Source organism: Helicobacter sp. (assembly GCF_022770205.1).
GTDB lineage: Bacteria > Campylobacterota > Campylobacteria > Campylobacterales > Helicobacteraceae > Helicobacter_D.
The window spans coordinates 21,079-42,790 of sequence record NZ_JALEIK010000015.1 but is presented as its reverse complement, the minus strand read 5'-3'; the positions used below and the strand labels follow the sequence as shown (position 1 = coordinate 42,790).

Here is a 21,712-nt window from a genome sequence, read left to right as displayed (position 1 = left end):
TAAATAATGGCAAAAATTTATGCAACAGGAAAGAGAAAAACAGCAATCGCAAAAGTTTGGCTAGCTCCCGGTAGCGGCAAATTAAGCATTAATGATACAAATCTTAACGATTGGCTTGGCGGACACGAAGCCATTAAAATGAAAGTAATGCAACCTTTATTGCTTACAAAACAAGAAAAAAGCGTAGATATTGTAGCGCAAACGCAAGGCAGCGGCTACTCCGCACAGGCAGAAGCATTGCGCCACGGAATCTCTAAAGCATTAGCATTGTATGATACAAACTTTAGAGCAATTCTAAAACCAAAAGGCTTATTAACACGCGATTCTAGAGTTGTTGAGCGTAAAAAATACGGCAAGCGCAAGGCAAGAAGAAGCCCACAATTCTCAAAAAGATAATAATTTTCTCAAAAGAGTCCTTTGACTCTTTTACCAAAAGTTTAGATTCCATATCTCTTATTTTAAACTTAATTTTAAAGACAGACAAAAAACATAATGGAATTATTACAAGAAGAATTAGAGCGTTACAATCGCAATATTTTATTAACCGGAATCGGAAAAGCAGGGCAATTGAAACTCAAAAATGCAAGCGTTTTTGTAGCGGGTGCTGGTGGGCTTGGCTCACCCATTTTATACTATTTAACCGCTTCTGGAGTAGGAAATATTGGAATTTGTGATGGTGATGTAGTGGATACAAGCAATCTGCAACGCCAAATTTTACACAACACACAAGATTTAAATAAAAACAAAGCTGATTCTGCCTTTGAAAAACTGCACTTGCTAAACCCAAATTTAAATTTAAAAATTTTTAAAGAACATTTAACTCCACAAAATATCTTAACACATATCAAGAATTATGAGATTATCGTAGAAGCCACTGATATTTTGAGCGCAAAATTTTTAATTAACGATGCCTGTGTGTTGGCAAATAAAACCCTAGTGCGCGCAAGCGCACTTGCCTTTAGCGGACAAGCAATGAGTGTGCAACCAAAAAAGAGTGCGTGCTATGCTTGTCTTTTTAATGCACCCCCAAAAATGACTATGCCAACGGGTGCTACCATTGGAATCCTAGGGGCAGTTGCTGGGCTATTTGGTTGCATTCAAGCCAATGAAGTAATAAAAATCATCACAGGCGTTGGTGTGCCCCTTTTTGACAAACTGCTAACTTGCGATGTGCGTTCAATGGATTTTAGAACCATCACCATTAAACGGAATCCAAATTGTCGCGTGTGCGGAGATTATGGAATCACAAAATTAGACAGCACACTTTATTAATGCTACTAAAATCTCAAAAATTAACTTTCGGTAATTTTATGCAAGAATGGCTCTATGGCGATGGGGCTGTTTTTGGTAAAAAAGGCTATTATCAACAAGCCCGCATTGGCAAAGATTTAGATTTTTACACAAATGTAAGCGTGGGAAAATTTTTTGGATATTGCATGGGTTACTATCTCCACACAATCCTTACACAAAATGCCCTAAAGGGAAAAATCCCTGTTGTAGAAATCGGCAGTGAAAAAGGAGATTTAATTGCTGATATTGCGGAGTTTTTTAGTATTTTTTACCCTGAATGTGCGTTAGATTTTGCCACACTTGAACCCCTAGAGTCTTTGCGGATTTTACAGCAAGAAACCTTTAAAAGACGGAATCCTAATTTAGGATTCCATACTTTTTGTGATTTTAAAGCCCTAAAAAACGCACAATATGATTACATTCTTTTTGTGAGCAATGAACTTTTAGATGCCTTCGCTTGTGAGCTTATTTGGAATGATAAAATGGCTTTTATCCACAAAGAAACCCTAGAGCTTACTTTTGAGTCTGCTAGCAAAGAAGTGCTTGAACTTGCAAAAACTTTTAAAATCACAAAGGGAGAAATCCCATTGCACGCCTTTGGTTTTGTGGAATCTCTAACAAATTGTGCATCAAAATGGCTTTTTTTGAGTTTTGATTATGGCAGCTTAGAATCACGCAACGCCTTTTCCTTACGCTTTTATCAAAAACACACAACAGAAAATCTTTTTTTAGATTCCACAACACAACACTACAACAAAGAGCTTTTAAAAAATTTTGCACTTATGGATATGACTTATGATGTGAATTTCACGCTTTGGCAGGAAGTTTTTTCACGCTTCAAAGGCAAACCTTGGTTTATCCACCACCAAAATCGCGCATTAGTAGAAATGGGATTAGACAAAATGTGCTCTTTGTATATTGAAAAATTTGGGTTAGAATCCTATGCTCAACAAAGCAACAAGCTCCGCACACTCATCTCTCCGGGAGCTTTTGGAGAGCGATTTTTTGGCTTTGTGTTTGCAAATTTTTAAGCCTTCAATCTACTTATTTTGTTTTGCTTGAATTTTTTCCAAAACTCTTTCTTTGTTTTCTCTTCCCATACTGATATTATATTGCACAGCAAATCCCAAAAATTTATCTCTATACGACAAACTTTGGCTTGTCCATTATCTTGCCAATCAGGAGATACCAAACTCTCCACGAAAATATTTAATTTCATACACCCTTAAACTCTAAAAATATACAATACACAACGATTTTTCAAAAAAGGATTCCAATGTCAAATGCTGTGATGGTTTTTTCTGTGATGGTTTTTACGGCTCTTATTGTTGCTTCAAACTACCTTGTGCAGTTTCCCCTTAATGACTTTTTTACCTATGGTGCGCTGACTTACCCCTTCACCTTTCTTTTAGCAGATATTCTAGCAGAACGCTACACAAAGCAGGAAGTCTTAAAGGCAGTGCGCATTGGAATCCTTTTTGCCTTTATTCCTTCTATGTTTTTAGCAGAGTTTAGAATCGCAATTGCAAGCGTAAGTGCATTTTTCATCTCTCAACAAGCCGATGTTTATGCGTTTTATTGGCTGAAATCTAAGCTGCCAAAAGTCTGGTGGCTAAGAAGTGCTGGAAGCACAGCATTTTCACAATTTATTGACACAATGATTTTCTTCCACATTGCATTTTTGTTTGTAATGCCTTGGCAAAATGTTCTTATGCTAATGCTTGGAGATTATGTGATGAAATTTATTTTCGCCTTTGCCAATACACCGCTTTTTTACCTTTTTGGAATTAAAATGCAAAAACTTTTTGGAGTGTTTGCACGATGAATTTGGAATCCAAAAAACGCAAAATCGTGTTTTTTGACCGCGATGGTGTAGTGAATTTAGAAGATGAGCCTTATGGTTATAAGATTGACACATTCTATTTTGCTCCCCATTTTATAGAGCTATTTTTAGAACTCAAAAAACAAGATGCTTTGTGCTTTGTAGTAACAAATCAATCGGGTATTAATCGTGGAATTTTTACGCAAAAAGACTTTGAAATTCTCACTTCTTTTATGCAAAGCTGTATAAAATCCTGCTTGATGATTCCCTTAAGGGAAAGCGGTTTTGTGCCTAAAAACATAGGCTTTGATAGCGTGTATTTCTGCCCACACACTGAAGAGGAGCATTGCGCTTGTCGCAAACCAAATTCTGCAATGTTAGAACAAGCCCTAAGGGACTTCAATTTGGACCTTGAAAATTACGATTCCTATATTCTAGGCGATAAAGACACGGATATGCAAGCAGGGCTTAAAGCAGGCATTAAAACACGCATTTTAGTTGGCAACAACGAAGCACCAAACGCAACACACAGGGCGAAAGATTTAAAAGAAGCGATGCGAGTTCTTTGTTGTTGGTAAATCAAATAAAGCTCACTGAAATTTAAAAGCTTCCGCTGCTTTTTTTGCCCCATCAAGCATAAAAAACGCATCAGAACCAATGGTTACAAAATTAAAGCCTAAGTCCGCCATTTTTCTTGCATAATGCGCACCAAGATTATGAATCCCTGCATATTTTTTATGTCTTTTTGCTTGAGATAAAATCATTTGAATTGCCTCTAATACAATTTTCTCTTCTTGATCAAATCTTGGGGCAACACCCAACGCACAGGAAAGATCAGCAGGACCCACATATACCCCATCAATCCCATCAACAGATAAAATATCAGAAAGATTTTCCAATGCTTGCTTTGTTTCAATCATTGCTAAAATTAAGAGATGGTGCTGTATAAAATAGTCTCCTTCACAAAGAAATTTAGCCCGAATAGGACCAAAGCTCCGCTCTCCTTTAGGGGGATAATGGCAAAACTTTGCCAATTTTAACGCATCTTCTTTGTGATTAATCATTGGACAAATAATTCCCATTGCTCCCGCATCAAGCGTTTTCATAATAATTCCTTCTTCAAGCCAAGGCACACGAACAAAACAAGGAATTCCCTTTAAAACTTGTAGCATTGGCAAAAGACTTGAGTAATCACTAATTCCGTGCTGCATATCAATCGTAAGAGAGTCAAAACCCGCATAAGACATTATTTCAGCCCCAAAAGCATTGTTTAAACTCAGCCAACCATTTATTGTCGGAATCTGCTTTTCCCACTTACTTATAAGTCTTTTCATAATCCTAGGAACCTTTGAGTAATAATCTTAGACTGCAAATATTCCTGCATACCCTCTACACCACTTTCTCTTCCAAAACCGCTTGCTTTAATCCCTCCAAATGGAACTTCTGCTGCTGCTAGGGCAAAACTATTAATTCCAACCATTCCCGCTGAAAGATGCTCTGCTATTAAATGCGCCTTTTCCAAAGAAGTTGTAAAAGCATAAGAGGCAAGCCCATATTCTGTGTTATTTGCCCTTTTTAAAACCTCATCTAAATCTTCAAAACTTTGTATCAAAGCAATGGGTCCAAAAATTTCATTGCACAATAAATGGGAATCATCAGGTAAGTCCCTAATCACTGTCGGCTCAAAAAAATAGCCTTTATCAAAACCTTGCACTCTCTTCCCACCCGTAAGAATTTTTCCTCCAGTTTCTTTTGCTTTTTGCATGAAAGATTGAATCTCTTCTAGTCTTTTTTGTGTAACTAAAGGTCCCATATCCACAGATCCATCAAGCCCATTGCCAAGCTTAAGTTTTCTTGTTTCTGCCACAAAAACTTCACAAAAAGAATCCATCACGCTCTTATGTATATAAAATCTTGTAGGAGAAACACACACTTGTCCAGCATTAGCAAATTTAACCTTCACACTCATTGCCGCTACTTCCCTAACATCAGTGTCTTCACATACAATCACAGGGGCATGCCCTCCAAGCTCCATTGTTACTTTTTTCAAAGTTAAACTTGAATCCCTAATAAGCTGTTGTCCAACAGCCGTAGAACCTGTTAAAGACACCTTTCTTACCCGAACATCTTGCATAAGCACTGATGAAATCACTGATGCTTTCCCGCACAAAAGCGCAACTAAGCCTTTAGGAAATTGCGCTTGGTGCAAAGCTTCAAATAGCTTCATACTAACAAGGGGTGCAATGTCTGTGCTTCTGACAATCACCGCACAACCTGCTGCTAAGGCAGGGGCAAGTTTGCGCGCTGTTAATAATAAAGGAAAATTCCACGAAGAAAAAGCTGCCACAATTCCAATAGGCTCATACTTCACATACACTTCTGTGCTGGGATTGCGACTTGAGATAATCTGCCCATTAATTCTTTTTGTTTGTTCGCTAAACCAAATAAATTGATCAATTGCCAAATTAGTTTCTCTCACACTTTGAGCAATGGGCTTACCTGTTTCAAGAGTAATACTCTTTGCAATCTCATTAAGATTTTCCCTTAAAAATGTTGCCACTTTGAGTAATTTTTCTGCTCTCTCCCAAGCATGTAACTTAGAATACTCTAACATTGCTTCTTGGGCATAATCTATTGCTTCTCTAATTTGTTGCTGGGAAGCAATGGGTGCTTGCCCTAAAACTTCTTCATTGAAAGGATTAATCACATCAAAAACCCCATCTTTGCCCTCTATAAAACTTCCATTAATGTATAAGCCATAATCAAAATAACTTTTCATTTTCATCCTTTTATGTATTGATTGCGGATTGCTTCCATTGAAATTGAGCAATTTTGCTTTAGCGATTCCATTACCCCTAAAGCAATCAAAGTCGCCTCAATGCTTTCTTTAATCCCAACGCTTGGAGATTTTTTTGCGCAATATTGAGAGATAAAATCCTCCAACTCATTACGATAAGAATCCGCATAACGCTCCAAGAAAAAATCAAGAGGATTAGAGCGACTCTCACAATGAGCATTACATAAAAGCACAGAATTTTCATATTTATTCTCACAAGATACTCTCCCCTTTCTCCCAAAAACTTCAACTCTTTGATCATAACCATAAACAGCCTCTCTACAATTTTCAATGCTTGCAAGCGAACCATCATCAAGCACCAAGGAAATCAACGCACTATCAATATCAATATCTCCATAATCACTGACTAAAGATGCACCCCTTACATACACTTCTTGAACTTCCCTATCCGTTACATAACGCAACATATCAAAATCGTGAATACTCATATCCAAAAAGATTCCGCCTGATTTTTCAACATAACTTCTTGGCGGAGCAGAAAAATCGCGGGAGACAATTCTCGTATGCACCAATCTTCCAACTTCCCCTTTTCGCACCAATTTTGCAATTTGCTTAAAATTTGAATCAAACCTTCTATTAAATCCAATTTGCAAAAAAACATTATGCTGCCTAACAAGATGTTCAATCTCTAAAATTCTTTGCAAATCTAAATCAACAGGCTTTTCACAAAAAATTGCCTTTTTCCCAGCAATAATTGCGCTTTTAATCAAATCATAATGCGTATCGCTTGAAGTGCAGATAAACACCACATCAATGTCTTTATGCGTTAAAACATCTTGACTATCTCTGCTAAAGGGAAGCTGCAAAGATTGGACAAATTCTTCATCAATGTAAGGATCTGCAACTAAAACAACTTTCACTTGTGCATGATTAACTAAATTTGAAATATGGATTTTTCCAATCCTTCCCGTTCCTAAAACACCAACATTTAACATAAGACTCCTTTAAAAAATTCTTGGTTCTAAGTGGCTACGATTTTCAGTTAAAAAATCAAAATCACAACCCTCGTGTGCTTGTGTTACATATTCTGTATACAACCTTAAATACCCACTACTATAATCCCTCTGTGGAGGCTTATACTCCTTTCGCCTTTGATTTAACTCCTCCTTACTTAAACAAACTTCTAGCAATCTTTTTTCCACATCAATACAAATGATATCTCCTGTCCTAACAAGTGCTAAATTCCCTCCAATATAAGATTCCGGACTGATATGCAAAACACAAGCTCCATAACTTGTTCCACTCATTCTTGCATCAGAAATTCTTAATAAATCTTTTATTCCCTTTTTCAATAACTTCTTGGGGATTGGCAACTGCCCCCATTCAGGCATTCCTGGTGCGCCTAGAGGTCCTGCATTCTTTAAAACAAGCACTGTATTTTCATCAACATCTAAATCCTCTCTATCAATATTTGCCTTTAATTCTTCAATATCTTCATACACTAAAGCCCTACCTTTATGCTTTAAAAGTCTTTTTTCGCAGGCAGATTGCTTTAAAATTGCTCCATTTAAACAAAGGTTTCCTTTTAACACTACTAAACTTGGCTCTGTGCTTAAAGGATTCTCTAATGTTCTAATCACTTCAGAATTAAAAATTTTTGCCCCCTCAATATTGCCATACAAATCTCCTTTAATGGTTTGAATATTATGTAACTTTGTTTTTAAAGTATTTTGCAATGCTTGAATACCTCCTGCATAATAAAAATCCTCCATCACATATTTTCCTGATGGCTTAAGATTTAAAAGCAAAGGAATCCCTTTTCCCAAACGCTCAAAATCCTCTAACTCTAACACAATCCCTGCCCTTCTTGCTAATGCAATAAGATGAATGATTGCATTTGTAGAACCTCCAATGGCATGTAAAGTGATGATTGCATTTTCAAAACATTCTTTTTTCAAAATATCTAAAGGCTTAATATCCTCTCTTACAAGCCGAACAATTTCAACTCCGCACTCTCTAGCCATTCTCCGATGATTTGAATCCACTGCCGGAATAGAAGAAGCTCCACTAAGACATAAACCAAGCGCCTCTGCCATTGTCATCATTGTTGCTGCTGTTCCCATAGTCATACAAGTCCCAGCACTCCTTGCAATACCCTTTTCTAACCTTCTCCACTCACAATCCCCAAAACAACCTGCCTGTCTTAAATCCCAATACTTCCAAACATCTGTTCCGCTGCCTAAAATCTCTCCATCAAAATTCCCTCTTAACATTGCTCCTGCTGGCATATAAATCATAGGAAGATTAAAAGAAATTGCCCCCATAAGCACAGCAGGCGTTGTTTTATCACATCCCCCCATAAGCACAGCACCATCTACTGGAAAAGCTCTAAGCATTTCCTCAACCTCCATTGCTAAAAAATTTCTAAACATCATAGAGGTAGGCTTAATGAGTTGCTCTCCAACACTCATACAAGGAATCTCCATAGGAAACCCCCCTGCTTGTAATACCCCCCTTTTAATATCCTCCACTCTTTCTTTAAAATGCGTGTGGCAGGTATTAAAATCATTCCAAGTGTTAATAATAGCAATGATAGGTTTACCAATATACTCTTCAGGCGCATAGCCCATTTGATTCACTCTTGAACGATGTCCAAAGCTTCTTAAATCATCTTTTTCAAACCACTTTAAACTGCGCAGCTTTTTCATATTTCCATCTCCAATTTCACTTGTTCTTTAATCGTATTGGATTCTATGATTGCCCCAAGCACTTTTGCCACTCTAGCTGCTGATTGAAAATCCGCATAATAGGGATAATTCTTATCAAAAATTTTCCCTAAAAAATGTGCAATTTCTAAGGTTTTTAAATCATCATATCCAAGTGAAGTGCCATTAGAGGGATTGAAATATTGATGAAAAGGGTGTACAGGAGAAGAATAAATTTTCCTATAACCACTTGATTGCTCGTCTCCTTCAAGATACAACTCTAATGTATTCATCTCCTCAAAATTCCATTTTACACTGCCCTTTGATGCATGAATCTCAAAGCTATGTTCAGAAGTAGGACCAACAAAACAACGCGATGTGTCAATAAAGCCCTCTGCGCCATTACAAAAACTCACTCTAGCACCCACATAATCCTCATTAGTTACTTCCTTTTTTGCATCGCTTTCCTTCCCCCTTGCATAATGACTTGCTCCTTCTTGAGCTAGGGGTCGCTCCTTAATAAAAGTTCGCATAACTCCACTAACACTTTTAATATCACCAAGTAAATATAATGCCATATCAACAGCGTGGCTCATTAAATCTGTAATCGCACCTAAACCATTTTCCTTTTCAAATCTCCACGAGTAACAACTAAGGGCATCTGCTGCATAACACGAAAAAAATCTGCCTTTATAGCTATACACCTCTCCTAATTTCCCACTATCAAGCAACTCTTTAACATACTGCACCAAAGGCGCCCAACGATAGTTGAATCCAACAAAAGTTTGATAAGGATAATTTTTAACAAGATTATAGGCTTCAATACTTTGCTCTAAAAATGCCCCCACAGGCTTTTCACAATTTATATGCTTACCCTTTGCAACACAATATTTTATAATTTCCAAATGCAAAGCATTAGGAGCAGTAATCTCAACAATTTCTACGCAATCATCATCAACCACATCTTTCCAATGCATACTATACTTTTCAAAGCCAAATCTTTCTTTTGCCTCTTTTGCCCTCTCCTCAATCACCTCACTGCAAATTACAAGTCTTGGTATAATTCCTGTGTGTCCAAATTTTAGACGATAATTGATATAAGCACTACTATGGGCTTTCCCCATCCAGCCCATACCAATCACACCAACACCAATTGTTCTCATGGCTGCCCTTTCAATAAATCTTGCACTAAAGCATAGGCTTTTTTAGAGTACTCATAAGGATCTGCCTTCTTAGGATCTTGCTCTGCTTCAATCACTAACCAACCTTCATAGTTTGTGGTTTTTAAAAAGTCAAGAATTCCCTTAAAATCAATCACACCATCTCCAGGAGTTGTATAAACTCCTGCAATAACAGATTCCAAAAAACTACTATCTTTTTGAAGCATTTCTTGCTTAACTTGTTCTCTAACATCTTTTAAATGAATATGTTTCACACGATGCAAATGTTTTTTAAGTTCTTCTAAAGGATTTGCACCCGCAAAATAAAAATGTCCTGTATCAAAAGTCAATCCAGATCCTAAAGAAGCATATTGTAAAAACAAATCCACTTCATTAGCATATTGAAAAATTGCTCCCATATGATGATGAAAGCCCATACTGAAGCCCTGCTTGCTAACAAAAGCATTTAAAGAAGAGTATTTTTCTGCATATTCCTTAATTTCGTCCTGTGTTAAAATAGGCTTTTTACTTAAGCCCAAAGGCTTTCCTTGTATCGTATTAGAACATTCTGCATACACGAGTTGATAACAATCACAATAGGCTCTTCGCTCCATTTCCCTTAAAAGACTCTCTTGCTCTTGGGCAACACTTTGCACCAATAAATTCCCACTAAACCATCCTCCAGCAAGCTCTAAATCATAATCCTTTAAAATGCGTTTAAGCTCTTTCTTGTCATAAGGGAATTTATATCCAAGCTCCACTCCATCAAAACCGATTTTTTTCGCATCACTCAAAAACACTTCCAATGGTGTTTCTCCACCCAACTCTCTTAAATCATCATTACTCCAAGCAATTGGAGCAATCCCTAATTTCACTTGCATTACACACCCTTTCTTTGCTTATTTGCATTGCTTTCATACATTGCTCTTGCCCGCTGTATCTTTTCTTTTTGACTCACCTCTGGTACACCCACTTCCCACCAAGTATCAGCATATTCCGTCCAATCATACTTAGAAACTTTAATATGAATAATAAAAGTTACCGCACTTTCTCTTGCTCTCTTAAAGGCAGATTCAAATTCCTCTAAGGAATCCACAAAATTCCCATCAGCTCCCATACTCTTTGCGTTTGCAACAAAATCCACCATAAAAGGTTCTATTGCTAATTTACAATCTTCAATCAAATTATTAAAAGGCTCCCCTCCTTGATTTATCTGCAAACGATTAATTACTGCATAGCCCTCATTATCGCAAACAATCACTATCATTTTATCACCACTTAATACTGATGAATAAATCTCACTATTTAACATCATATAAGAACCATCTCCAACAAGCACAATGCTATCTCCATCTTTATGGGCAATCGCAGAGCCATACCCCCCTGAAACTTCATACCCCATACAAGAATAACCATACTCGTGGTCTATGGAATTAAAACTAAGATTTTTCCAAAGCGTATTAAATTCTCCGGGCAAGCCTCCCGCAGCAAGAATTAACCTATCCTTTTGCGTTGTAAGCTGATTGAGTCTTCCAATCACATTTGCGTAAGTAATACTTTCCTTTTTCTCATTGATTTTTGACTCTATAAAAAGATGATATTGCTGCCTATGCGCAAAAGCCTCTGATACAAAGTTTTCGTCATTTCTAAAATCTCTGCACAATTCCAAAAGCTCCTTTAATGCCTCTTTTGCATCACTGACTAAAGCAATGCTTCTATGCTTAATTGCATCAATGCTTTGCGTATTAATACTAATAAGTTTAGTATGGTGGCTAAAATTTGCCCACGAACCTGTGCTAAAATCTTGCAATCTGCTACCAATTACAATCACCACATCAGCCTTTTTAATAAGATGATTTGCGCTACAAGACCCAAGCACTCCAACAGGTCCAATATTAAATTGTTCCTCGTATAAACTTAAAGACTTTGCACCTGCTGTTGTTACAAAAGGAATGCGGCATTGATGAACAAATTGCAAAAATTCTTTTTGCGCTTCAGAATAAATCACCCCCGCCCCTGCAAGAATCACAACTTTTTTTGATTGCTTAATGCAATCGCTTGCCCTTCTGATTGCCATTTCATCAGCTCTTATGCGAGGAATGCTGTGGATAGTTTTTTCAAAAAATTCTAGGGGATAATCATAACTCATTGCTTGAACATCTTGACAAAGCCCCAAAAAAACAGGACCACAAGTGGAAGGATTTAACATTGTTTCTAATGCTAAAGGAAGAGAATGCAAAATCTGTTGAGGTGCCGTGATTCTATCCCAATATTTTACAATTGGCTTAAAACAATCATTTGCCGATAAAGTCGCATCATAACTTTGTTCAATTTGTTGCAAAACAGGAGATGGCAACCTATGGTTAAAATAATCTCCAGATAAAACCAATAAAGGCAAAGAATTAGTATAAGCCACTCCACAAGCAGTAATGATATTTGTTGCTCCAGGACCGATAGAAGAAGTAACGAACATCATTTGCTTTCTATTTTTTGCTTTAGTGAATCCTAAGGCAGCCATTGCCATAGACTGCTCATTTTGCCCCCTGTAAGTTGGCATTTGCTCTTTAGCATCATAAAGAGATTCCGCCAAACAAGTTACATTGCCGTGTCCAAAGATTCCAAACCCCCCATAAAAAATCCTTTCTTTCTTGCCATTAATACTAATATACTGCGATAAAAGATAACGCACCAAGGCTTGTGTTGTTGTTAGTTTAATTGTCTCCATAAATCCTTCCTATAAACCCTTAGTATCTGTTCCTAATTCTGCAGTAAGATCTTGTATTGTTTTATCTCCTGCCATTTTATTTTGTAGTTGCTCCGTGGTAATTTCATTTTTCTTAAAAGTCCCCATTGTTTTACCTCGATTTAAAATTGTAAAGCGATCTCCAACAGCATAAGCGTGATAAACATTATGGGTAATAAAAATCACCCCTAAATTTCGTCTTTTTGCTTGCAAAATATATTTTAACACCATAGAAGACTGCGCCACTCCTAAGGCAGAAGTTGGTTCATCAAGAATTAAAACTTTTGCCCCAAAATGCACTGCCTTGGCAATAGCTAAACACTGCCTCTCTCCACCACTTAATGTGCCAATGGGCTGACTTGGCTCACGCACATTAATCCCAATATCTTTCATTGCCTTAATGGTGATTGCATTTGCCTTTTTAAAATCAAGCACCTTAAAAAATAAAAATCTTTTTTCAATCTCCTCTTCTCTTCCCAAAAAGAAATTTCTTGATAAAGACATCAAAGGAACAGTAGATAGATCCTGATACACAGTTGCCACACCTTCATCTAAAATTTTATGCGGGGTTGGAGCAATAACATCTTTACCATTAATGCGATAAATTCCTGAAGTTTTTTCATACACTCCTGCCAAAGTCTTAATTAAAGTGGATTTCCCCGCTCCATTATCCCCTAAAAGACACATTACCTCACCTGCATAAAGGTCCATAGAAATACCATTTAAAGCAATAATATTTCCAAAATGTTTTGTTACATTTTCTATATGAATAATTGGTTCTGCCATCACTGCCTCATTACTTTTTTTCTTACTGAATCACTAAAAACAACTGCTGCTAGGAGCATACAACCTAAAAACACCCTAAAATAATCACTATCAATTCCAGTGTAACTAATCCCAATATTAACCACACCAAAAATCAAAGCCCCCAAAGACGCTCCAATCACCGTCCCATATCCTCCTGTAAGCAAAACTCCACCCATAACCACAGCAATGATTGCCTCAAACTCTTTTAAAACTCCTCTTTGCGCATCTGCAGAGCCATAATCAAAGACTTGACAAGCAGCAAAAATACTCGCACATAAAGCCGTCAGCATAAATAAACAAATCTTAACTCTATCTGTTGGAACGCCCATATTTTTTGAAGCTTGCTCATCTCCTCCTGTGGCATATATCCAATTCCCATATTTAGTTAATCTAAGAATAATCACTCCAACAATTGTTAATCCTATCCACCATACAACAACCATTTTAATCCCTGTTACAATAGGAGTGCCATCATCATAAGTTGCGATAATCCCAGCTTTTGCCAAAAAACTAAATAGCGCAGTGAAAGTTTCTCCTCCAAAAAAAGCTGCTAAAATGCTACCTTCTGTGTGAGAATTGACGCCTGAAACTAAGGTTTGATTTGTCAAAAGCCTACTTAACGCCACAGTTAAGCCTCTTAAAATAAACAAACTTCCTAAAGTAACAATAAAAGAAGGCAAGCGGGTTTTAATCACCAAATATCCATTTAAAAAACCAATCCCTAAAGAAACAAGCATTGTTAAGACAATAGCCAAAGAAGGATTCATCTCAAATTCAACAATTAAAATTGCCATCATCATTCCCGCAAAACCTATCATAGAGCCAACAGATAAATCAAACTCCCCAGCAATCATAAGCAAACACACTCCAACAGCTAAGATTCCAATTAATGCGGCTTGCTCTGTCCAAGACATTATCCCTTCCAAAGAAAACATATCACCGCTTGCTAGAGCCAAAAAGACAGCAAAAACCAATACCACCCCAAAAACAGGAGGAAATTCAGGTCTTTTTAATGCTTTTAACAAAGCAGTTTCTTGTTTTAGTCGTTCATCAGCCATTTATTTTCCTTAAATAAAATCATTTTTATAATTTGATATTGAGCAATAAACCCTAGCAGCACATTGCTCAATATGAAATTGCTACAAGGTGGGCAAAGCCACCCCACGCATTGCTATCTAAATTTTCCTGTTAATTTATCCACTAAATCAACATTTTCTTTTGTTACTAAAGCTGGTCCTGTATAAATATCTCCATCAGGCAACAATCCATAAGGAACATATTTTGAAAGCAAAATCACAGGCAAATATCCTTGCAAATAGGGCTGTTGATCAATTGCTGATAGCAACACTCCCTCTTTAATCCCCGCAATAATTTCTGGGCTTAAGTCAAAGGTTACAAAATGCTTTTTCATTCTTTTACTTTTCAAAAGCCCAATAGTTGCTCCAGCAGATACAGGACCTAAAGTTACAACCGCATCAACCTTATCTAAATAAGGGGCTAATCTTTTTTGTATCTCACTAGGATCACTACTAGAATCAAGCATATTATTTTTAACACCTAAACCATCAGCAAAGCCTTGACATCTTTGTTCTAAAACTGTATTTGTGATTTCTTGATTCACACAAACAAAACTTTGAACACCTGCCTTTTTTGCTTGCTCACCAAGCAACATTCCACCTTGATATTCATTAGAGCCAATATAATTTTTAATCCCCAATTCCTTGCCTGCTTCTACACCCGCATTAACATTAATCACAGGAATTTTTAAATCTAAAGCCCTTTTAATATCTTTACCTAAAGCATCTTTGTCAGGAATAGAAATAATGATTCCATCTGGTCGTTGCGAAATGGCTGCTTGTAAAATTCTTGCCATTTCTGTTCTATCTCCTGTTGGAGAATTACGATAATCCACTCTTGCATCAACTTCTTTAGCCGCATCATTAATTCCATTTTTAATCACATTCCAAAAAGGATCAACATCTAACCCATTGCTAATAAATACAAAATGCAACTGCTTTGCATAAACTGCCCCCACACACAACAACATGCATAAAACGATCTTCTTAAACATTTTTCTCCTTTGAATTTAAAAATTACCATACATCAAAATGTATAGCTTTACGCCATTAAAAAATAACCAATTACCTATATTTTCCTGCAAATTTCTGCACGCTATCAACATTACTTTTTGTTACAAAAGCAGGTCCAGTATAGACATCATTAGCAGGAATCACTCCATATTTCGCATACTGCGTTAAAAACACTATCGGCAAATAACCTTGCAAATATTGTTGTTGATCAATCGCAAAATCAATGCTACCATCTTTAATCGCATTTGTGATTTCTTGGCTTAAATCAAAGGTTACAAAATACTTTTTCATCCTTTTTTTCTTTAACAAATCAATTGTTGAAGACGCCGAAACAGGTCCAATGGTTAAAATCGCATCAACTTGACTCAAATAAGGTTCTAATTTCTTCTGACTCTCGCTTGGATCAAATCCTGCATCAAGCATATTATTTTTAACACCTAAACCATCAGCAAAGCCTTGACATCTTTGTTCTAAAACTGTATTTGTGATTTCGTGATTGACACAAATAAAGCTTTTCACACCTTCTGTCTTTGCTTTTTTGCCAGCTAATAGTCCTGCTTGGTATTCACTATTGCCAATATATAACAAAGCTCCTAATTCTTTCCCTGCCTCTGCTCCAGAATTTACATTAATCACAGGAATTTTTAAATCCACAGCTCTTTTAATATCCTTCGCCAAAGCGTCCTTATCTGCAATAGATACAACTAAACCATCAGGTCGCTTAGAAATAGCTGATTGAATAATGCGCGCCATCTCTGTTCTATCTCCATTAGCGGCATTGCGATATTCAACTTTTGCTCCCATATCTTTAGCAGCATCCATTGCTCCATTTTTCACTACACTCCAAAAAGGATCAGCGTCAATTCCACTGCCAACAAACACAATATTTATGTCCTTGGCAAATAAAAATCCACAACTCAAAAAGGTTGCAACTGCCATCTTTAAAATTTGATACAACATAATAAACTCCTTGAAAACGAAAACTAAAATCGCCATATAAGAATAACATAAAATTATCTCCAGCGCTGTCCAAGCGATAAAAATCATCAAAAAAAATTTTATATGTATATTTTTGAAACATTTTTTCCAATGTGGTGTTAATTTTGTGAAAAAAATTCACAAATTAACCAATATATTTCCCAATCTTCTATTAGCTATTCTCAATATTTCATCAAACCTAATCTTTTTTTGTTATCATTTAACACAAAAATAAGGTTTTATTTAAGGTTCATCGCTTAAAATTTCTACTTTCAAACCGATGGTAGTCAAGCAGCTTTACACATAAAAATACAATAATATAAGGAGTTATTCGTAATGAAAACAATTCAAGCATTAATTAATGGAACTTTTAAAGAAAGCAAAACAACGCATTTCGCACAATCACTCTCTCCGCTTACTCAAGAGATATTAGCGCAAGTGCCCTGCATGCTAAAAGAAGAGATTGATGAAGCAGCAACAACCGCACATAATGCCTTTTTACAATGGAGAGATACATCAATTATGACAAGAGTGAGGGTTATGCTAGAATACCAAGCATTAGTTAAGAAAAATCTCAACACACTTGCAGAAATTTTATCCATTGAACAAGGAAAAACCCTAGATGACGCAAAGGGCGATTTAACAAGAGGGTATGAAGTCATAGAGTTTGCTTGCTCTGCACCTACTTTGCTTATGGGAGAAACCATAGAAAATGTTTCTAAAGGAATCAACACTTTTTCCTACAAACAACCTTTAGGTGTTTGCGCGGGAATCACTCCTTTTAATTTTCCCGGTATGATTCCTTTGTGGATGTTTCCTTTAGCAATTGTAGCAGGCAATGCTTTTATCCTAAAGCCTTCAGAAATGGTGCCACAAACAGCAATGAAATTAGCGGAACTTTTTATGCAATGTGATGTTCCAAAAGGAATCTTACAAGTTGTTCACGGACAAAAAGAACAAGTTGATATGCTGCTTGATCATCCTTTAATCAAAGCTTATTCCTTTGTTGGCTCTCCAAAAGTTGGGGCATATATCTACTCACGCGCCACAGCAAATCTTAAGCGCGCCCAAGCATTAGTTGGAGCAAAAAATCATCTTGTTGTTATGCCAGATGCTGATGAAGAAAAAGCCATCAATGCACTCATTGGAGCTTCTATGGGAGCTGCTGGACAAAGATGTATGGCAATCTCTGTGGCAATTTTTGTAGGAGATTCTAAAAAACTTATCCCAACACTCATCAATAAATTAAAAGCCATAAAACCCGGAGCTTACAATAACCCTAAAGCAGCTTATGGTCCGCTTATCACCAAGGCAGCATTAGAACGCGTATTACAAAGCATTGAAGAAGGAATCAAAGAGGGAGCAAACCTTATTCTTGATGGCAGAAATATCTCCATAGAGGGTTATCCTAATGGCAATTGGCTTGGACCTTGCGTTTTTAGCGAAGTTACAACCTCTATGCAAATTTACAAAAAAGAAATTTTTGCACCCGTGCTGTGCATCTTAGAGGCAAAAAATCTCAACGAAGCCCTAGACATCATTAATAACAATGAGTTTGGTAATGGCACTTCTATCTTTACCAACTCCCTTGCAAGCGCATCGCATTTTACAAAAGAAGTTAATGTTGGACAAGTTGGCGTTAATGTGCCTATTCCTGTGCCTTTACCATTTTTCTCTTTTACAGGCTGGAAAGGCTCATTTTATGGTGATTTACACGCCTATGGCAAACAAGCGATGACATTTTACACGGAAACAAAAACAATAACACAAAAATATTTTCTGCAAACAGAGGAAGATGCAATTATGTTTAATTTTCAAGAAAATCATTCTAAATAATATTATATCTAGTGTATTACTATACTTAAGATACCTCTAACTGGAACTATCTCTATAAGCTTGACCTTGGGCAATTCCTACCCTAGGTTATGGTATAAATATTCTACAATAAAAACAACTTATCTCACCATTTGTTAATCCACTCCGCTCAAGTTTACCTTCTTGCATAGCATTTTGTAAGCTGTCAAGGTTTTTATATCTCTAAATATTCACTTATTAACACGCAAATTATTTGCGTGCAATTCCCGCAATAATAAATCTTAGCGCATTAAGCTTGATAAAGCCGCCGGCGTCTTTTTGGTCATACACGCAATCCTCTTCAAAAGTGCTATAAGCCGCATTAAAGAGTGAGTTTTTAGATTCTCTACCTAAAATTATAACATTGCCTTTATAAAGCTCTAAACGCACAATTCCCTCAACCTTCTCTTGCGTCTTGTCAATCAGTGCTTGCAAGGCTTCTCTCTCTGGGCTAAACCAATATCCATTATAAATTAAGCTTGCGTATTTTGGCATAATCTCATCTTTTAAATGCGTTTCCTCTCTATCAAGGCATAACGATTCTATCGCACGATGCGCTTTTAAATAAATTGTCCCGCCCGGAGTTTCATAACAACCGCGTGATTTCATTCCCACATAGCGATTTTCTACCAAATCTAAACGCCCAATTCCATTTTCTCCTGCAAGCTTATTAAGCTTCTCCCAAAAGTTTGCAGGGCTTAGTTTCTCTCCATTAATTGCGATTCCATCTCCGTTTTTAAACTCTATGGTAAGAATCGTTGGTGTATCCGGGGCGTTTTTGGGCGAAACACTCCAACGCCACATATCCTCTTCAGGCGCAACGCTAGGATCTTCTAAAATTTGCCCTTCATAGCTAATGTGTAAAAGGTTTGCGTCCATTGAATAAGGCGATTTATTTGCCTTTTTTTCAATAGGGATTCCAGAATTTTGCGCATAAGCAAGCAGTTTTTCACGGCTATTTAAATCCCATTCCCTCCAAGGAGCAATCACTTTAATATCAGGGTTTAATGCGTATGCGCCAATTTCAAAGCGCACTTGATCATTCCCCTTGCCTGTTGCGCCGTGTGAAATTGCATCAGCTCCTACTTCTTTGGCAATCTCTACTAAGCGTTTTGCAATAAGTGGGCGCGCAATGCTTGTGCCTAGCAAATATTCCCCCTCATAAATCGTATTTGCCCTAAACATTGGGAACACAAAATCGCGGATAAACTCCTCTCTTAAATCTTCAATGAAAATATTTTCAGGCTTGATTCCAAGCTTTTGCGCCTTTGCTCTTGCGGGCTCTACTTCCTCGCCTTGTCCAATATCAGCCGTAAATGTTACCACCTCACAACCATAAGTATCGCCAAGCCATTTTAAAATCACGCTTGTATCTAATCCTCCGCTATATGCTAGAACCACTTTTTTGAAGCTTTTCTGCATTTAAACCTCCTATGTAAATGTGAGTCGCATTATACCCTTAGACAAATTAATCTTATTTTAGCTAGAATGCTACAAAGAATAAGGATAAAAATGCGAGTGGATAAGTTTTTAAATGCAGTCAATATTGTCAAAAGGCGTGCAATTGCTCAAGATATGCTTGAAAATGGTGTTGTAAAAATTGCAGGTGTGAGCGTGAAGGCAAGTCGCAATGTTAAGGTTGGCGATGTGATAGAAATTGCCTTTTTAGAAAAATCAAAATTCTACCAAGTTTTACAAATCCCAGAGCAAAAAACCATTAAGAAAAACACATCGCATTTGTATTATAAGGAAGTGTAAGTTGATTTATTGTGCAGGAAAAATAGAAAACTTTACCTTTGCAAAAAGTATTGGCGTGGGCTTGATAGACTCCGCTATCCATCTTACGCGCTCAATCCTGTATGATAAACCTGATGAAATCGTGTTTATTGGCACTTGCGGAAACTACTCTAGTAATCAACCCTTGCTAGAAGTCTTTGAAACAGCAAGCGCTTGCAATATTGAACTCTCATTTTTACAAGGGCAATCCTACACGCCTTTGGATAATCTTTTAACAAATGTTTCACGTGAAACAATGCCAAAAGATTCTAATCCGCTCACGCAAGATTTTGCTAAAACACAAAGAATCATTAACTCTAGCAACTACATTAGCACTGATTCTAAGCTTGCAGAAAAAATGGTAAAACTTGGAATCCTCTATGAAAATATGGAGTTTTTTAGCGTGTTGCAAGTGGCGCAAACCTTTGATTTGCCAGCAGTTGGAATTTTTTGTAGCACAAATCATATCCATAAAGACGCACAAAAAGAATTTTTTGCTAACCACAAAATAGCAATGCAAAAGTTGGAATCCTATATCAAAAATAAATTAGATTCCACACTAGGCAAACCATAAAAGATAATATTCAATGAAAGAAAATATTTTTAGCTACTCTCTTAATGCGTTAGGCTTGAAACTTCAAGCCGATGGTTTTCAAAAATTCCGCGCCAAACAAATTTACCACTGGCTCTATGTCCGCTATGTAGAAGATTTTGAAGCAATGGATAATCTCCCAAAGGAGTTAAAAGCCTATTTAAAAGAAACTTTCACCACCACAAGTGTGCAAATTTACAAACAAGAAAAAAGCCTTGATGGAAGCGTGAAATATCTCTTCCAAACGCAAGATGATCTAACCTATGAAGCGGTGTTTTTAAAAATGAAGGAAGATAAATTTACTCTATGCTTATCTTCGCAAGTGGGTTGTAAAGTCGGTTGTAGTTTTTGTTTGACTGCTAAGGGCGGATTTGTGAGAAATCTTAGCGCGGGGGAAATTGTGTATCAAGTTTTAGCGATTAAAAAAGCGCAAAACATTCCACACAATAAGGCAATCAATATCGTGTATATGGGGATGGGAGAGCCATTAGATAACTTAGATAATGTTACAAATGCGATTCAAATCCTAGCCGAACTTGATGGCTTAAGCATTTCTACACGCCGTCAAACCATCTCCACAAGCGGAATCGCACCAAAGATTAAAAAGCTAGGCGCACTCAATCTTGGCGTGCAGCTTGCAATCTCTTTGCACGCCGTTGATGATAAGCTAAGAAGCGAGCTAATGCCCATCAACAAGGCTTACAACATCCAAGCTGTGATTGATGAAGTGGCGCAATTCCCTATTGATCATCGCAAAAGAGTAATGTTTGAATATTTAATGATTGATGGGCTAAATGATGGCTTAGATAGTGCTAAAAAACTTGTAGCATTGCTAAATAAACTTAAGGCAAAGGTCAATTTGATTTATTTCAATCCCCACGAAGGCAGCATTTACAAACGCCCAAGCGCAGAAAAGATGGAATCCTTTAGGGAGTTTTTGCTTAAAAAAGGACTTTTATGCACCATTAGAGAATCCAAAGGCTTAGACATTAGCGCAGCGTGTGGGCAACTAAGGGAGCGTGCAATCACAGAACAAACAAGCACACAGAAGGAAGAATAATGGGCGTATTGGATAGTATTTTAGTAGTGTTTTTAGCA

22 protein-coding genes are annotated in these 21,712 nt (G+C 37.0%); 9 read left to right on the top strand and 13 right to left on the bottom strand.

The genetic code is table 11. The annotated features are described in order from the left end of the window. The first annotated feature begins 6 nt into the window (after window positions 1–6). The 3 genes from rpsI to MRZ19_RS02480 all read left to right on the top strand — a co-directional run bounded on the left by rpsI (window position 7) and on the right by MRZ19_RS02480 (window position 2,321). On the top strand, window positions 7–396 hold the full coding sequence (gene rpsI, locus MRZ19_RS02490) for a 30S ribosomal protein S9 (protein ID WP_291029985.1): 390 nt from the start codon (window positions 7–9) through the stop codon (window positions 394–396). Window positions 397–492: 96 nt separating this feature from the next. Further along, a complete protein-coding gene (locus tag MRZ19_RS02485; RefSeq protein ID WP_291029983.1) occupies window positions 493–1,272 on the top strand; it encodes a HesA/MoeB/ThiF family protein in 780 nt (259 codons plus the stop codon). Between the two features lie 38 nt (window positions 1,273–1,310). Beyond that, entirely contained in the window at window positions 1,311–2,321 is a 1,011-nt protein-coding gene (locus MRZ19_RS02480) for an SAM-dependent methyltransferase (protein WP_291029981.1), read from the top strand. Here the strand turns inward: MRZ19_RS02480 and MRZ19_RS02475 are convergent. After that, the gene (locus MRZ19_RS02475; RefSeq protein ID WP_291029979.1) at window positions 2,318–2,509 is read right to left on the bottom strand and encodes a hypothetical protein; all 192 of its coding nucleotides are present in this window, start codon (window positions 2,507–2,509) and stop codon (window positions 2,318–2,320) included. The genes MRZ19_RS02480 and MRZ19_RS02475 overlap by 4 nt on opposite strands. A gap of 57 nt (window positions 2,510–2,566) precedes the next feature. Between MRZ19_RS02475 and MRZ19_RS02470 the strand changes: the two genes are divergently transcribed. Further along, window positions 2,567–3,115, top strand: a complete 549-nt coding sequence (locus MRZ19_RS02470) for a queuosine precursor transporter (protein ID WP_291029977.1) — start codon at window positions 2,567–2,569, stop codon at window positions 3,113–3,115. Next, the gene (locus tag MRZ19_RS02465) at window positions 3,112–3,690 is read left to right on the top strand and encodes an HAD family hydrolase (RefSeq protein ID WP_291029975.1); all 579 of its coding nucleotides are present in this window, start codon (window positions 3,112–3,114) and stop codon (window positions 3,688–3,690) included. The genes MRZ19_RS02470 and MRZ19_RS02465 overlap by 4 nt, the downstream gene beginning before the upstream one ends. A 12-nt stretch (window positions 3,691–3,702) precedes the next feature. Here the strand turns inward: MRZ19_RS02465 and MRZ19_RS02460 are convergent, their stop codons facing one another. The 11 genes from MRZ19_RS02460 to MRZ19_RS02410 all read right to left on the bottom strand — a co-directional run bounded on the left by MRZ19_RS02460 (window position 3,703) and on the right by MRZ19_RS02410 (window position 16,374). After that, window positions 3,703–4,446, bottom strand: a complete 744-nt coding sequence (locus tag MRZ19_RS02460; RefSeq protein ID WP_291029973.1) for an aldolase/citrate lyase family protein — start codon at window positions 4,444–4,446, stop codon at window positions 3,703–3,705. Next, a complete protein-coding gene (locus MRZ19_RS02455; protein ID WP_291029971.1) occupies window positions 4,443–5,891 on the bottom strand; it encodes an NAD-dependent succinate-semialdehyde dehydrogenase in 1,449 nt (482 codons plus the stop codon). Before MRZ19_RS02455 ends, MRZ19_RS02460 begins: the two co-directional genes overlap by 4 nt. 2 nt (window positions 5,892–5,893) lie before the next feature. After that, window positions 5,894–6,904: an inositol 2-dehydrogenase gene (iolG, locus tag MRZ19_RS02450; protein ID WP_291029969.1), complete on the bottom strand. Its 1,011-nt coding sequence runs from the start codon at window positions 6,902–6,904 to the stop codon at window positions 5,894–5,896. Window positions 6,905–6,913: 9 nt separating this feature from the next. Beyond that, window positions 6,914–8,617 carry an L-arabinonate dehydratase gene (gene araD, locus MRZ19_RS02445; protein WP_291029967.1) on the bottom strand — a complete coding sequence of 568 codons (1,704 nt, stop codon included), beginning with the start codon at window positions 8,615–8,617 and terminating at the stop codon, window positions 6,914–6,916. Next, window positions 8,614–9,777: a Gfo/Idh/MocA family oxidoreductase gene (locus MRZ19_RS02440; RefSeq protein ID WP_291029965.1), complete on the bottom strand. Its 1,164-nt coding sequence runs from the start codon at window positions 9,775–9,777 to the stop codon at window positions 8,614–8,616. The genes araD and MRZ19_RS02440 overlap by 4 nt, the downstream gene beginning before the upstream one ends. Continuing rightward, entirely contained in the window at window positions 9,774–10,655 is an 882-nt protein-coding gene (gene iolE, locus MRZ19_RS02435) for a myo-inosose-2 dehydratase (RefSeq protein ID WP_291029963.1), read from the bottom strand. The genes MRZ19_RS02440 and iolE overlap by 4 nt, the downstream gene beginning before the upstream one ends. Further along, complete coding sequence (iolD, locus tag MRZ19_RS02430) at window positions 10,655–12,499, bottom strand: 3D-(3,5/4)-trihydroxycyclohexane-1,2-dione acylhydrolase (decyclizing) (protein WP_291029961.1); 1,845 nt, start codon at window positions 12,497–12,499, stop codon at window positions 10,655–10,657. Before iolD ends, iolE begins: the two co-directional genes overlap by 1 nt. Before the next feature lie 9 nt (window positions 12,500–12,508). Further along, window positions 12,509–13,303 (bottom strand): ATP-binding cassette domain-containing protein, encoded by a 795-nt coding sequence (locus MRZ19_RS02425; protein WP_291029959.1) that lies wholly within the window; start codon window positions 13,301–13,303, stop codon window positions 12,509–12,511. Then, the gene (locus MRZ19_RS02420; protein ID WP_291029957.1) at window positions 13,303–14,382 is read right to left on the bottom strand and encodes an ABC transporter permease; all 1,080 of its coding nucleotides are present in this window, start codon (window positions 14,380–14,382) and stop codon (window positions 13,303–13,305) included. Before MRZ19_RS02420 ends, MRZ19_RS02425 begins: the two co-directional genes overlap by 1 nt. A gap of 113 nt (window positions 14,383–14,495) precedes the next feature. Further along, entirely contained in the window at window positions 14,496–15,395 is a 900-nt protein-coding gene (locus MRZ19_RS02415; RefSeq protein ID WP_291029955.1) for a sugar ABC transporter substrate-binding protein, read from the bottom strand. Between the two features lie 70 nt (window positions 15,396–15,465). Continuing rightward, a complete protein-coding gene (locus tag MRZ19_RS02410; RefSeq protein ID WP_291029953.1) occupies window positions 15,466–16,374 on the bottom strand; it encodes a sugar ABC transporter substrate-binding protein in 909 nt (302 codons plus the stop codon). A gap of 354 nt (window positions 16,375–16,728) precedes the next feature. Between MRZ19_RS02410 and MRZ19_RS02405 the strand changes: the two genes are divergently transcribed. Continuing rightward, the gene (locus MRZ19_RS02405) at window positions 16,729–18,228 is read left to right on the top strand and encodes a CoA-acylating methylmalonate-semialdehyde dehydrogenase (protein ID WP_291029951.1); all 1,500 of its coding nucleotides are present in this window, start codon (window positions 16,729–16,731) and stop codon (window positions 18,226–18,228) included. Between the two features lie 228 nt (window positions 18,229–18,456). On the opposite strand, the gene MRZ19_RS02400 is transcribed toward MRZ19_RS02405, so the two are convergent. Then, on the bottom strand, window positions 18,457–19,668 hold the full coding sequence (locus MRZ19_RS02400) for an argininosuccinate synthase (protein ID WP_291029949.1): 1,212 nt from the start codon (window positions 19,666–19,668) through the stop codon (window positions 18,457–18,459). Window positions 19,669–19,758: 90 nt separating this feature from the next. Between MRZ19_RS02400 and MRZ19_RS02395 the strand changes: the two genes are divergently transcribed. Genes MRZ19_RS02395 through rlmN form a run of 3 tightly spaced genes read left to right on the top strand, consistent with a single transcriptional unit; the run spans window position 19,759 to window position 21,674 of the window. Continuing rightward, a complete protein-coding gene (locus MRZ19_RS02395; RefSeq protein ID WP_291029947.1) occupies window positions 19,759–20,004 on the top strand; it encodes an RNA-binding S4 domain-containing protein in 246 nt (81 codons plus the stop codon). A 1-nt stretch (window position 20,005) separates the two neighbouring features. Beyond that, the gene (locus MRZ19_RS02390) at window positions 20,006–20,596 is read left to right on the top strand and encodes a purine-nucleoside phosphorylase (RefSeq protein WP_291029945.1); all 591 of its coding nucleotides are present in this window, start codon (window positions 20,006–20,008) and stop codon (window positions 20,594–20,596) included. A gap of 13 nt (window positions 20,597–20,609) precedes the next feature. Then, window positions 20,610–21,674: a 23S rRNA (adenine(2503)-C(2))-methyltransferase RlmN gene (gene rlmN, locus MRZ19_RS02385; protein WP_291029943.1), complete on the top strand. Its 1,065-nt coding sequence runs from the start codon at window positions 20,610–20,612 to the stop codon at window positions 21,672–21,674. Window positions 21,675–21,712 lie beyond the last annotated feature (38 nt).

Bases quoted from the DNA above. Each gene is read 5' to 3' on its own strand.
- rpsI (WP_291029985.1), top strand. From the start codon at position 7: ATGGCAAAAATTTATGCAACAGGAAAGAGAAAAACAGCAATCGCAAAA.
- MRZ19_RS02485 (WP_291029983.1), top strand. From the start codon at position 493: ATGGAATTATTACAAGAAGAATTAGAGCGTTACAATCGCAATATTTTA.
- MRZ19_RS02480 (WP_291029981.1), top strand. From the start codon at position 1,311: ATGCAAGAATGGCTCTATGGCGATGGGGCTGTTTTTGGTAAAAAAGGC.
- MRZ19_RS02475 (WP_291029979.1), bottom strand. From the start codon at position 2,509: ATGAAATTAAATATTTTCGTGGAGAGTTTGGTATCTCCTGATTGGCAA.
- MRZ19_RS02470 (WP_291029977.1), top strand. From the start codon at position 2,567: ATGTCAAATGCTGTGATGGTTTTTTCTGTGATGGTTTTTACGGCTCTT.
- MRZ19_RS02465 (WP_291029975.1), top strand. From the start codon at position 3,112: ATGAATTTGGAATCCAAAAAACGCAAAATCGTGTTTTTTGACCGCGAT.
- MRZ19_RS02460 (WP_291029973.1), bottom strand. From the start codon at position 4,446: ATGAAAAGACTTATAAGTAAGTGGGAAAAGCAGATTCCGACAATAAAT.
- MRZ19_RS02455 (WP_291029971.1), bottom strand. From the start codon at position 5,891: ATGAAAAGTTATTTTGATTATGGCTTATACATTAATGGAAGTTTTATA.
- iolG (WP_291029969.1), bottom strand. From the start codon at position 6,904: ATGTTAAATGTTGGTGTTTTAGGAACGGGAAGGATTGGAAAAATCCAT.
- araD (WP_291029967.1), bottom strand. From the start codon at position 8,617: ATGAAAAAGCTGCGCAGTTTAAAGTGGTTTGAAAAAGATGATTTAAGA.
- MRZ19_RS02440 (WP_291029965.1), bottom strand. From the start codon at position 9,777: ATGAGAACAATTGGTGTTGGTGTGATTGGTATGGGCTGGATGGGGAAA.
- iolE (WP_291029963.1), bottom strand. From the start codon at position 10,655: ATGCAAGTGAAATTAGGGATTGCTCCAATTGCTTGGAGTAATGATGAT.
- iolD (WP_291029961.1), bottom strand. From the start codon at position 12,499: ATGGAGACAATTAAACTAACAACAACACAAGCCTTGGTGCGTTATCTT.
- MRZ19_RS02425 (WP_291029959.1), bottom strand. From the start codon at position 13,303: ATGGCAGAACCAATTATTCATATAGAAAATGTAACAAAACATTTTGGA.
- MRZ19_RS02420 (WP_291029957.1), bottom strand. From the start codon at position 14,382: ATGGCTGATGAACGACTAAAACAAGAAACTGCTTTGTTAAAAGCATTA.
- MRZ19_RS02415 (WP_291029955.1), bottom strand. From the start codon at position 15,395: ATGTTTAAGAAGATCGTTTTATGCATGTTGTTGTGTGTGGGGGCAGTT.
- MRZ19_RS02410 (WP_291029953.1), bottom strand. From the start codon at position 16,374: ATGTTGTATCAAATTTTAAAGATGGCAGTTGCAACCTTTTTGAGTTGT.
- MRZ19_RS02405 (WP_291029951.1), top strand. From the start codon at position 16,729: ATGAAAACAATTCAAGCATTAATTAATGGAACTTTTAAAGAAAGCAAA.
- MRZ19_RS02400 (WP_291029949.1), bottom strand. From the start codon at position 19,668: ATGCAGAAAAGCTTCAAAAAAGTGGTTCTAGCATATAGCGGAGGATTA.
- MRZ19_RS02395 (WP_291029947.1), top strand. From the start codon at position 19,759: ATGCGAGTGGATAAGTTTTTAAATGCAGTCAATATTGTCAAAAGGCGT.
- rlmN (WP_291029943.1), top strand. From the start codon at position 20,610: ATGAAAGAAAATATTTTTAGCTACTCTCTTAATGCGTTAGGCTTGAAA.